We start from the raw sequence: 10,858 nt of genomic DNA on the forward strand, positions 1-10,858 counted from the left end.
AGTGGGTGGTCGCAGCGGACGGTCAGCGGACATGGCCGGCGGCTTTGAGTGCGGCGGTGTACTTCTGCGCGTCCTCGCCCGGTCCGTAGTTGTGAACCTTCTCGGCATCGACACCGCGTGCGGCCCACTGCTGCTTGAGTGCATCGATGTCGACGAGGATGTCGACGGCGGGCGGGTGACCCGGCGGCAGGTATTCCACCTCGATCTGAGTGGCGCAGCCGGGGCAGTAGTATTCGACGATCCGGCAGTAGTCGGGGTCGGGACTGAACGTGTACTCGTAGCGGTCCGGGTCGATGATCGGTTGGTGGATCTCGCGCGGATCACGGTCGTACGCAAGGGTTCCCGGCTTGTAGTTGTCGCGTGCGTTGCCCATGTCCTGGCCGCACACCCGGCACAGCCAGCGTTCGGTGTCGAGATCGATGAACAAGTATTCGGTCATGGGGACTCGCATGAGGAGCCCTCCCTTCTGTCAGGTTCTGAGTTCGTCAGAGATGGTGAATTGCTGTGCAGCCAAATCGAATTGGCATTTACTCGGTATCGAGGGTGAGGAGAAGGTCGCCCGCCGAGGTGACCCGGAAGGACCAGCCGGGTAGTACTCGCGCGGTGAAGAACGGACCTTCGACGATGGCGGGGCCGGTCCCGCCGTGACCGGGCTCGAGCTCGTCGAGAACGTGGACGGGCACCTCGTCGACCTGATCAGCGGCCGAGCGCACCAGGCGGGTCTGCTGGGCAGGCGCCGGGAGCGCGGCCACGTCGCTGCTCACCTCGAGTTCCGGATGCGGCAGTCGGGCGGTCACATCCAGCTCGAGGGTGAGCACCCGGTCGGCGCCGTCGACGGCGTCACCGGGCGTGTACCCCACCCGCCGCACGTCGGTACCATCGGCGCGTTCAGACACCAAGTGCCACTGCGTATCACACTCGTCGATGTCGTATCCCTCCTGGAACATGTCCCGCTCGGCACGAGCCAGGAGCGAGGCAAAGGTGTCCAGGACGGCCTCGGTCGTGGACCCGGGAACATTGACCTCGTAGGTCTTTCCGATGTCCGAGAACGCGATACCGAAGGCGGAGAACACGGCCGCGGTCCGGGGGATCAACACGTGGTTCACACCCGCGAGTTGCGCGGCGCCGGCCGCGCTCATCGGTCCGGCCCCGCCGAACGCCAGCAGTGTGGTGTCGGGCTGCACCCACGAGGCGAAGGCCCCGGCCAGCGCCGTGAAGTACGCCTTCTCCATCCGCACCAGCGCTTCCTCGAGTCCGATGCCGAGGGGTGTGGCGATGGTGTCGGTGATCACCGCCGTCGAACGCTGCGGGTCGAGGGTGAAACTGCCGTCGAGGTAGGTGTCGGCGTCGAGAACGCCGAGGAGCAGGTTGACGTCGGTGATGGTGGCCTGTGTGCCGCCGAAGCCGAAGCACGCGGGGCCGGGAGCCGCACCCACCGACTGCGGGCCGACCACGATCTCGCCGTCGACCACTCCGATGACCGACGATCCACCGACACCGGTGGAGGCCACGTCGCTCATCGGGTAGGAGATGTCGACGCCTTCGATGACCCCGCGATCAAGGACGGCGACCGCGCCGTCGCGAGCGACGCCGACGTCGGTGGTGGTGCCGCCGATGTCCATCATCAGCGCGTGGCTCAACCCGTACACGCGGGCCAAAGCCGCGGTGCCCTCGAGCCCCCCGCGCGGGCCGGACGAGTAGGTCTTCAGGGCGATCGATTTCGCGACCCTCGAGGAGGCGCCGTCGTTTCGGTAGACCAGCAGCGGGTTGGCCACCTTGTATTCCTTGAGACGCCGTTCGGCGCCGTAGAGGAATCGTTCCATCGTCGGGTGCAGGAAGGAGTTCACGACACACGACCAGCACCGGCGCTCGTCCGCACGGTCGCCGGCGAGCTCCCAGCTGTAGATCAGGGGCACCGAGCCCAGGAGGTGGCGGGGGAACTTCCGGAGCAGGATCTGGCGCAGCGCCCGTTCCTCGTCGACCGTTGCGCCGACCACGACCACCCTGGCGGCGCCGATCGTCGTCAGCCGGTTGACCTCCTGCACGACCTCGAACTCGAAGTCGTCGGAATCCGTGCTGATCACCGAGTACCGGTCGTCGACCAGACCCTCGAACAGCGCGCGTTGCGCGTCGGTCGACTCCATCCGCTCCCGAAGTCCCGACAGGGTGGTGATGATGCCGATCATCGGCCCCTTGCGCTCCACCAGCGCGTTCGTTCCCTGCGTGGTGGAGTAGCGGATGTGCTGCGCCTGGTGCAGCAGCCGGGTGATGTCGGCCTCGCCGTACAGGCTCGCCGACGCTTTCTCGATGCCCGCGAACAGGCATTCGGAGAGGTCATGCGGGGTGGTCAGCGTCTTGGTGAAGCCGATGTTGGCACCGTCCCAGACGCAGATGTCTGTGAGCGTGCCCCCGTTGTCGATGTTGATCAGTGTGTCCATGCTCGTCCATTCGTGAGACCTGCCGTTGAGAAGTGGCCTAGACCACATCGATGCCAACTCTGGTGCCGTCTCACTCGGGGGGCGTGTGTCAAGCTGACACATGTCGCGCCCTGGCGATGTGTCGTAGGTCTCATGGACAATCGAGGAACCCGGATCCCGCGGGCGAAAGGAGTCGCGCCCATGCCCAACAGCCCCAACCGACTTCTGCGCGTGGCCGCCGCTCGGGCAGATTTCCTGGAATCGGGTCCGGCGGCCGCGGCCGGTGTGAACGATCTGGTGGTCGCGTCGTGGCAGCGCAGCCACGACGCGGGGGTCGACGCCATCGCGGCGCAGACGTCGTTCTCCGGCGAGTTCGACACCGGTTCGCTGCTCGCCCGATGTGCCGAGCCGGTCCTCGATCAGCTGACCGCCGACACCAGTGACATGCCGCTGATCGTCGCGGTCACCGACAAGGATGCCCGCGTGATCAGGCGTGTCGACGTTTCTCCCGCGGTCGGCCGGCTGCTCGAACGGGTCCAGTTCGCTCCCGGCTTCTCCTATGCCGAGGGGGCGATGGGCACCAACGGGGTCGGCACGGTGTTCGAGGCGGGCAAACCGATCAGTGTGGTGGGACCCGAACACTTCACCGAGCAGCTACAGCAGTTCGCCTGCTCCGGTGCGCCGATCATCGATCCGGTCACCAACCAGGTCGAGGGCGTCCTGGACATCTCCACCTTGACCAATTCGTGGAGTCCGATCATGCACGCGCTGGTCAAGAGTGCGGCCAAGGACATCGCCCAGAACCTGCTGCTCGACCGTAGCCAGGCGCAGCAGGCGATCTTCTCGACCTATCTGCACGCCTCCGGTCGTACCCGCAAACGCGCCGTCTTCGCTTTCGGGAGCTCGGTGTTCGTCGCGAATTCCGTTGCACAGGAACAGTTCAGCGCCAGCGAACAGCGAATCCTCCGGGAGCACGCCACGTTTCTGACCTCCCGTCGCGACCACGTCACCGACACCATCGTCATCGGCGAGGGACGTCACATCCACATCACCGGAACCCGGATCGTTGTCGGCGGCGATGTCGTGGGGATCGTGATGACCGCGGAGGTGATCGCCGGCGGAGACACGAAACCGGGCGGATTCGACGACCATCACCTGCCCGACGTCGCGGTGGCCGGCGCGCAGACGGCGCAGATCGCCGACACCCTGGCCACCCCACGTCCGAGTGTGGTCACGGCGGCCACGCCCGCCTGGAACCGCGCCTGCGGTGAGCTGCAGAGGGCGCTCGTGGGCGAACGTCCCGTCGTCCTGCTGGGCGAGACCGGCACCGGGAAGTTCACGTTGCTCGCCGAGATGTTCCACGCGCTGTATGCCAACGCGCGCAGCATCAGCGTCGATGGCTCGCAGCTCGGCGGCGATTCTGTCGCGGTGAACATGAACCCGATGCTGATCACCCCCACCGTCCCGACGCTGTACATACTGCGCAACATCGACGAGTGCACCACCGACGGCGTGACCGTGGCCAGGCGGCTGCTCGACACGATCGCCGACCTCGACGGCCCAGTCTGGTTCGCGGCCACCATCTCCGACTCCGCACTCGACTCCGACCTCCCGTTCCGGGAGTTGCTCGGGGTGTTCGAGGCGTCGATCAACATTCCGCCGTTGCGGTGCCGCACCGAGGACCTCGACGAGATCATCGCGTCAGCACTGAAATCGCTGGCACCCAACCGGAAGATCCGCATGAGCCCGGAGGCATCCCGCGTGCTCTCGACATACTCATGGCCGCGCAACATCTCGCAACTGCACGAGGCGTTGGCGCATGCCCTGCGCCGACGCCCCGTCGGCGAGATCCAGGTCGAGGATCTCCCCGGCTATTGCCAGTCGACGTCGCGCCGCAGGCTGACCCCCGTCGAGGCCTCCGAACGAGACCTGATGGTGGCCGCACTCAAGGACAACGGCGGCAATCGGGTGGCGGCGGCCGAAAGCCTCGGGGTATCCCGGTCGACGTTCTATCGGCGGATCAAGGCGTACGGCATCGTCGGGTGATCCAGCGGGCAAGCGCACAAACCCGGGGAAGCGATGTGCTTCCCCGGGTCTCGTCGCCATTGGCGGAGATCAGGCAGCGGTGATCAGGCAGCGATGATCAGGCAGCGATGATCAGGCAGCGGAGATCAGGCCGCGGTGATCAGGCAGCGGTGGTGACGGATTCAGCGGCCGGTTCCAGCGCCAGCTTCACGATCTCGGCGACGTCGGCGATCGGTGTGACCGTGACATCCTCGAGGATCTCGGCCGGCACGTCGTCGAGATCGGCCTCGTTGCGTGGCGAGATGAACACCTGCGTGAGGCCGTTGCGTTGCGCCGCAAGCAGTTTCTGCTTGAGCCCGCCGATGGGCAGCACCCGCCCGTTCAGCGTGACCTCACCGGTCATGCCGACGTCGGCGCGCACCTTGCGGCCGGTCGCCATCGACGCCAGCGCGGTCACCATGGTGATGCCAGCACTGGGCCCGTCCTTCGGTACCGCACCCGCCGGCACGTGCACGTGGATGGTGCCCTCGAGGTTCTTCGGGTCGATGCCGAGTTGCGCCGCATGCGCACGCACGTACGAAAGTGCGATCTGCGCAGACTCTTTCATCACGTCGCCGAGTTGTCCGGTCAGCTGCAAGCCGCCCTTGCCCTCGCCGGTGTCGGTCCGGTTGGCCTCGATGAACAGCACGTCGCCACCCATCCCGGTGACCGCCAGGCCGGTGGCCACGCCGGGGACCGCAGTGCGTTCCTCGGACTCCGGGGTGAACCGCGGACGGCCCAGGTACTCCTTGAGATCCGGCTTCTCGACGGTGACCGGGATGGTCGCCGTGCCGGATTCGACGTTGGTCGCCACCTTACGCAGCGCCTTGGCGAGCAGCCGTTCGAACTGTCGCACACCGGGTTCGCGGGTGTAGTTCGCGGCGATCTCGCGTAGCGCGTCGTCGGTGACCGTGACTTCGTCGGCGGTCAGCGCGGCACGTTCGGCCTGCCGCGGGAGCAGGTAATCGCGGGCGATGGCCACCTTGTCGTCCTCGGTGTAGCCGTCGATGGTCACCAGTTCCATCCGGTCCAGCAACGCCGACGGGATGTTCTCCACCACGTTGGCGGTGGCCAGGAACAGGACGTCGGACAGGTCGAGATCCAGATCGAGGTAGTGGTCGCGGAAGGTGTGGTTCTGTGCGGGGTCGAGGACCTCGAGCAGAGCCGCCGCCGGGTCGCCGCGGTAGTCCGAGCCCACCTTGTCGATCTCATCCAGCAGGACAACGGGATTCATCGATCCCGCCTCGCCGATGGCCCGGACGATGCGGCCGGGCAGGGCACCGACGTAGGTGCGCCGGTGACCGCGGATCTCGGCTTCGTCGCGCACGCCGCCGAGGGCGACACGGACGAACTTGCGGCCGAGCGCGCGTGCCACGGACTCACCCAGCGAGGTCTTGCCGACGCCGGGCGGACCGGCCAGCACCATGACGGCACCGGAGCCGCGACCGCCGACGACCTGCAGACCGCGTTCGGCACGTCGTGCGCGCACCGCGAGGTACTCGACGATGCGGTCCTTCACGTCCTCGAGGCCGTGATGATCGGCGTCGAGGATCTCACGAGCGCCCTTGACGTCGGTGTTGTCGTCGGTCTTCTCGTTCCACGGCAGGTCCAGCACGGTGTCCAACCATGTTCTGATCCAACCGGTTTCGGGTGACTGGTCACTGGCGCGCTCGAGCTTGCCGACCTCGCGCAGCGCGGCTTCGCGCACCTTCTCGGGCAGGTCGGCAGCTTCGACGCGACCGCGGTAGTCGTCGGCGCCCTCGGGTTCGTCCTCGCCGAGTTCCTTGCGGATGGCGTTGAGCTGTTGGCGCAGCAGGAATTCCTTCTGCTGGCGCTCCATCCCGTTGCGGACGTCGTCGGCGATCTTGTCGCTGACCTCGGTCTCGGCGATGTGCTCGCTGGTCCAGTCGATGAGCAGCCGCAACCGCTCGCCGATGTCGGGCGTCTCGAGGAGCTCACGCTTCTGGACGTCGGTCAGCCACGACGAGTAGCCCGACGTGTCGGCAAGCGCCGACGGATCGGTCATCTTGTTGACGCCGTCGATGATCTGCCACGCCTCACGACGTTGCAGCATGGCCAGCACGAGCTGCTTGTACTCGGCGGCGAGCGCCTTGATCTCGGCGGTGATCTCCGGGTCGTCGATCTCGGTGACCTCGACCCACAGCGCGTTGCCGGCGTCGGTGGTTCCGGTACCGATGTGCGCGCGCTTCTCACCCTTGACCACGGCGGCCATCTGACCGCCCGGAATTCTGCCCACCTGCACGATCGAGGCGATCACGCCGTGGGTGGGATACCGGTCGTCCAGCCGGGGAGCGACCAGCAGTTTGCCGGACTCACTGGCCCGGGCCGCGTCCACCGTCGCCTGAGCTGCGTCGTCGAGCGGGATCGGCACGACCATTCCGGGCAGGACGACCAGGTCAGGGACGAACAGGACGGGCACTGAATACTGTTCAGACATTCAACCTCCAAAGTTCAGTCTGACCGACTCAACCCTGGTGGCGGGATGTTTGTTCCCGCGGTGGTTTCTGCCGTGGGCGAACGGTCTGGATGCGGCGTTGACCCAGAAACAGCCCGGATCGTGGGCGACGAGTGACATCGCTCCGCCACGAGGTGGGTGATACACCGAGTACATCCGCGAGTTGGCGACGACCTGCCACATCTCGACGCGACCACTGGGAACCGTCCGCCGAACACACACGTCTAACGAATAGCCGTCAGCAACCGGTTGCACTTATAAGTGGAACAGCCTTACACTCGCAGGTGAAACAGCATGGGAGGAATCATGTCACCCACCACCGCTCCGGTCGCCGACCGCCACGTGGTCATCGAGGCCCGGCAGCAAAGGCAGGCTCGTGAACTGCTCGCCATCACCGGCACCGAGTTCACGCAGTTGACAGTGACCGGCCCCGACGAGGAGTTCATCGCCGTCCCCGCGGATATCGCCGCGATAGTTCGCGACGTGGTCACCGCCATCGCGTCGGGAACCCGTATTTCGGTTGCGACCCTTCCGGAAGAGCTGACGACCACTGTCGCCGCCGAGCAGTTGGGAATTTCGCGTCCAACGCTCATGAAACTGATCGACAACGGAGACATACCCGCACACCGGGTCGGCTCCCACCACCGAGTGCTGACCGACGACGTCATCGAGTACAAGAAGAAGCGACTCGACCGCCAGCGACGAGCGCTCGCCGAGCTTCGCGACATCGACGCCCAACTCGAGCAGCATTGACCGAGAATCAACAGACCCCCTAGCGGAACGCCGTCAGGCCTGAACCGGAGTGGGGCGACTGGCGTAGCGATCCCGGAACGGCTTAGTGGCAGCCGGTCCTGCCGTGAACACGAAGTCCGGGCCATCCACTCGCCGACCGGTGGCACGGTCGACCATGACGGGCTCGGCCGTGACGCCGGTTTCGGCGTCGACCAGAACCATGCTGCGCTCGTCGGCCGCCAGTCGAGCATTGCCAAACGCGGCCAGCGCGACGATCACCGGACGCAGCGAACGCCCGAGATCGGTCAGAACGTATTCGTGTCGAACAGGTTTCGATTGATACGGGCGTCGCTCGAAAACGCCCGCCCCGACCAGCCGCTTCAATCGGCCGGCCAGCAGGCTCGACGAGACGCCGAGGTTCTCCTGGAACTCGTCGAAGCGGGTGTACCCGTCGAACGCATCGTGCAGGATCAGCAGCGTCCACCAGTCGCCCACCAGGGCCACCGTCGCCGACAGCGGACATTCCAGATCCTCCGGCCGAATACCGGCTGCCATCACACCACCTTGACTTCACAATCAGAAGTTACTAACTTCTTTTTCAGAAGTAACTCTACCGGCAGGAGGACATCGTGACGACGAACGCATCGAGTTCGACACTGCCGACGGTGATATCGAACTACCTGACCGCGTCCCAGAAACGCGATGTCGACGCGATAGTGGCGTGTTTCAGCGCTGACGCCACCGTCTTCGACGAGGGCGCGGAGCGGCGCGGACTGGCCGAGATTCGTCGTTGGCGCGAAGACGTCGACACCGCATTCGAGTACACCTCCACGGTCACCGGGTGGACCGCGCGTATGGACGCGGACGGGGCACAGCACTACAAGTGACACTTCACCTGCGGGGAAACTTCCCCGGTGGCGAGGTCGATCTGGTGAACGCTTTCGTCATCCGAGACGAGTACATCGTCGATCTCCGCATCATGCCCGCGAGATCATGACCAGCACACGGGCCACCGAATCGATCATCGTCGCCGCCGCGATCGTCAACATGTGAACCACGCGGAGAGGTCCGCGTGGTGCTCCCCGGTTCCGTGATCATCTGTGGTGACCCGACGCGGCATGCCTTCACCGACAAGTCACGACGGCACCTTGTCGAGGAAGCCGCGTACCTCGTGGATGCGGTGCGCGTCGTCCACCACGACCACGTCGAACCCGATGACGACCGGGTCCGCGCCCTGCGGACCCAGGCCCCACTGGAAGCGCGCTTGCCGATGATGGGCGTCGACGTCGCCGACCTGGGTGAAGACGAAGTCGGGGAACTGCGCGTGGACGGCCCCAATGGTGGTCGCCACCGCTTCTCGGCCGTGGGCGTCGGCGAGCGGGTCGACGTAGGCGCAGTCCTCTGACCATTGGGTGGCGAGCAGGTGCGCCCGCGCCGAGTCGTCGGTGGCATTCCAGGTGTCCAGGTATCGAGTCACGATGTCGTTCATGGTGTTTCCCTTTCTCGTTGATACCCCTGAAGCGTCGCCGATCGCCGGCCTCGGGTCGATTACCCGTGAGGTCATGGCCGACATGACCTCCGATGCCTACGCTCGGAGGATGTTGTCCCCCGCGACATCCCCATCGGTCGGCAGTGAACTGCGCCGGTGGCGTAAGACCCGATCGCTGAGCCAACTCGCGCTCGCCACGCGGGCGCAGGTCAGTGCGCGCCACGTCAGCTTCGTCGAGAACGGACGGTCCCGGCCGACACCGGAGATGATCATCCGGCTCGCCGAGGTGATGCAGCTGCCCATGGTCGAGCAGAACCGGCTGTTGCTCGCCGGGGGTTTCGCCCCGCGGTATCCCCATCGGGCCACCGACGACGACGCGCTCGCGCCGGTCATGGCCGGACTGCGCTGCCTGCTCGATGCCCATGCGCCGTATCCGGCGTTGCTGCTCGACGACCACTGGGACGTGATCGACGCCAACGAGCCGGTCACCGTGTTGACGGAGGGCTGTGACCCGAGCCTGCTGGAGCCGCCGGTGAACGTCATCCGGCTGTGCCTGCATCCGCATGGGCTCGCGCCCCGAATCCGGAACCTCCCCACCTGGCGAGCCCATCTGCTCCACCAACTCGACCAGCGCATCGCGCACACCGGCGGCGACCCCACGCTGGTGGCGCTGCAGAACGAAACGTCGAGATACCACGCCGATCGCGAGACATCGACGCGTCCGTTGATCGACCCGGTCCTCCCGTTGGAGATCGAGTCCGACGGAGGTGTGCTCCGAATGTTCAGTGTGGCGACCAGAATCGAGAGCGCGGCCGATGTCACCCTCGGTGGTCTGCATCTCGAGACGTTCATCCCGGCCGACGACGATTCTCGAAGAATTCTGTCGAAGGCGGCCCTGACCAGCGATTGAGGACCGGCGTTACAGGCCGCCGAGTCCTGCTTTTCAGGGTCCCTTCAGGTGTCCGCGGCCACCCTCGAGGGGAGGGTCGGGGACGACGGGTTCAAGGAGGGACACATCATGAAGAAGTCACTGAAGGGCGCGCTGACCCTGGCACTCGGGACTGCGGCCGCCGCGACGGCGGTCGCGACGGCAACTCCCGCGACCGCCGTACCGATGCCACCGAAACCGACGTCGCTGACCATCAACGGTGATCTTCACCTGACCCCGACCGTGCGACTGCTGCACATCGACGCGAAGGGCATGCGGGAAGCCAACGGAATGACCAGCGGCACCTACACGGCGACGATGCTCGACGGCATGAATCCCACCCCGATCCAGGTTCGCGGTCCGATCACCTGCATTTCGGTCATGGGCGACCGGGCATCACTGGTGTATCCGATCAGCGACGTGCGGCCGTTCGGTCTGCCGCCGGGCCTGCGGGATGCGTTCGCGATCCAGATCTCCGTCCGCAAGGGTCACGACGGCCGTATGTCGATGGTCGGCGTGAACGGTCCGATGCCGACGGCGAACTTCCGCGGTTGCGCCCCGATGGCAACGCCTTTCGCGTTTCAGGGCACGATCACGACGAGCGGCGGGTAGGCGTCGTGGTTCTTCCCCCCGAATTCCGTCCTTCCCCCGCGTGCACGGTATTTGTCAACCTGCCTGAGACAGGTCGGTTACTGGGTTCTTCTTCGGTTTGGTCGGTTTGTGGTTGATCCCGACGATTGCCGGGACGACGG

At 65.9% G+C, this 10,858-nt stretch carries 10 protein-coding genes; 5 read left to right on the top strand and 5 right to left on the bottom strand.

The genetic code is table 11. The features are described from left to right. Nucleotides 1-22 precede the first annotated feature (22 nt). Nucleotides 23-451: an acetone carboxylase subunit gamma gene (locus ACWDTI_RS25290; RefSeq protein ID WP_449740887.1), complete on the bottom strand. Its 429-nt coding sequence runs from the start codon at nt 449-451 to the stop codon at nt 23-25. 76 nt (nt 452-527) lie between these two features. Continuing rightward, nucleotides 528-2,438, bottom strand: coding sequence for a hydantoinase/oxoprolinase family protein (locus tag ACWDTI_RS25295; RefSeq protein WP_449740888.1), 1,911 nt, complete (start codon nt 2,436-2,438; stop codon nt 528-530). A gap of 180 nt (nt 2,439-2,618) precedes the next feature. Between ACWDTI_RS25295 and ACWDTI_RS25300 the strand changes: the two genes are divergently transcribed. Next, nucleotides 2,619-4,463 (top strand): sigma-54-dependent Fis family transcriptional regulator, encoded by a 1,845-nt coding sequence (locus ACWDTI_RS25300; protein WP_449740889.1) that lies wholly within the window; start codon nt 2,619-2,621, stop codon nt 4,461-4,463. A 139-nt stretch (nt 4,464-4,602) separates the two neighbouring features. On the opposite strand, the gene lon is transcribed toward ACWDTI_RS25300, so the two are convergent. Further along, a complete protein-coding gene (gene lon / locus ACWDTI_RS25305; protein WP_449740890.1) occupies nt 4,603-6,939 on the bottom strand; it encodes an endopeptidase La in 2,337 nt (778 codons plus the stop codon). A 324-nt stretch (nt 6,940-7,263) separates the two neighbouring features. On the opposite strand from lon, the gene ACWDTI_RS25310 reads away from it, so the two are divergent. Continuing rightward, nucleotides 7,264-7,710: a helix-turn-helix domain-containing protein gene (locus ACWDTI_RS25310; protein ID WP_449740891.1), complete on the top strand. Its 447-nt coding sequence runs from the start codon at nt 7,264-7,266 to the stop codon at nt 7,708-7,710. 33 nt (nt 7,711-7,743) lie between these two features. On the opposite strand, the gene ACWDTI_RS25315 is transcribed toward ACWDTI_RS25310, so the two are convergent. Further along, nucleotides 7,744-8,184, bottom strand: coding sequence for a winged helix-turn-helix transcriptional regulator (locus ACWDTI_RS25315; protein ID WP_449740892.1), 441 nt, complete (start codon nt 8,182-8,184; stop codon nt 7,744-7,746). 134 nt (nt 8,185-8,318) lie between these two features. Between ACWDTI_RS25315 and ACWDTI_RS25320 the strand changes: the two genes are divergently transcribed. After that, nucleotides 8,319-8,576: a nuclear transport factor 2 family protein gene (locus ACWDTI_RS25320; protein WP_449740893.1), complete on the top strand. Its 258-nt coding sequence runs from the start codon at nt 8,319-8,321 to the stop codon at nt 8,574-8,576. 248 nt (nt 8,577-8,824) lie between these two features. Here ACWDTI_RS25320 and ACWDTI_RS25325 read toward each other — a convergent pair whose 3' ends face one another. Beyond that, nucleotides 8,825-9,178: a nuclear transport factor 2 family protein gene (locus tag ACWDTI_RS25325; RefSeq protein ID WP_449740894.1), complete on the bottom strand. Its 354-nt coding sequence runs from the start codon at nt 9,176-9,178 to the stop codon at nt 8,825-8,827. Here ACWDTI_RS25325 and ACWDTI_RS25330 point away from each other — a divergent pair. Continuing rightward, nucleotides 9,177-10,088 (top strand): helix-turn-helix domain-containing protein, encoded by a 912-nt coding sequence (locus ACWDTI_RS25330; protein ID WP_449740895.1) that lies wholly within the window; start codon nt 9,177-9,179, stop codon nt 10,086-10,088. The genes ACWDTI_RS25325 and ACWDTI_RS25330 overlap by 2 nt on opposite strands. Before the next feature lie 108 nt (nt 10,089-10,196). Further along, complete coding sequence (locus ACWDTI_RS25335; RefSeq protein WP_449740896.1) at nt 10,197-10,718, top strand: hypothetical protein; 522 nt, start codon at nt 10,197-10,199, stop codon at nt 10,716-10,718. The last annotated feature ends 140 nt before the right edge of the window (nt 10,719-10,858 follow it).

The organism is Gordonia sp. NPDC003424 (assembly GCF_053588655.1).